The organism is Pseudoalteromonas sp. Angola-4, from assembly GCF_028599265.1.
Taxonomy (GTDB): Bacteria; Pseudomonadota; Gammaproteobacteria; order Enterobacterales; family Alteromonadaceae; genus Pseudoalteromonas; species Pseudoalteromonas atlantica.
The window spans coordinates 1-508 of record NZ_JAQREK010000065.1; the positions used below are offsets into that span (position 1 = coordinate 1).

A 508-nucleotide genomic window follows, 5' to 3' on the forward strand; every position below is an offset into this window, starting at 1 on the left:
AATCGTTCGACTGTACAGCGGGCGACTTGATGGTCGTCAAGCTGTAGCTGCTTCCATATTTTTCTTGCACCATAAACTGACATATTATCCTCCCACACTTCGCGAATGAGTATTATCAGCTCAGCATCACGCTTTTTGCGGTTAGACAGTCGCTCAGGCTCTCTTTGTATCTGTTTATGAGAATAATACGTTGATGGTGCAATCGGCAATTCCTTGCAAATTGACTCGACACCGTAATGCTCTCTGCAAGCATCAATAAAATCCACTATTACTTCTGTTTGCGGTCGAGCTCCGCTTGGGCGAAAAAAGCGGCAGCTTGCCTCAGGATATCATTCGTTCGCTTGAGCTCTTTATTCTCGCGCTCTAAGACGGCAAGGCGTTCTTCAGTTGATTGCGTATTAGAAGAGGGTTTAGACGGTTGAGCTTGAGATTTCTTGACCCATGCTCTAAGTGTTTCTGGGGTACATCCCAGTTTATCTGAAATCGATACTAGCGCAGCCCAAAGAGA

2 protein-coding genes and 1 other annotated feature are annotated in these 508 nt (G+C 45.7%); both genes read right to left on the minus strand.

Going from position 1 to position 508, the window contains the following annotated elements:
• On the minus strand, window positions 1-266 hold a 266-nt coding region (locus PSH48_RS20805), incomplete at its 3' end, for an IS3 family transposase (RefSeq protein ID WP_273612304.1).
• Window positions 195-311 (minus strand) — a sequence feature (AL1L pseudoknot). (Overlaps the previous gene by 72 nt.)
• On the minus strand, window positions 269-508 hold a 240-nt coding region (locus PSH48_RS20810), incomplete at its 5' end, for a transposase (protein WP_273612305.1). Its footprint overlaps the feature before it by 43 nt.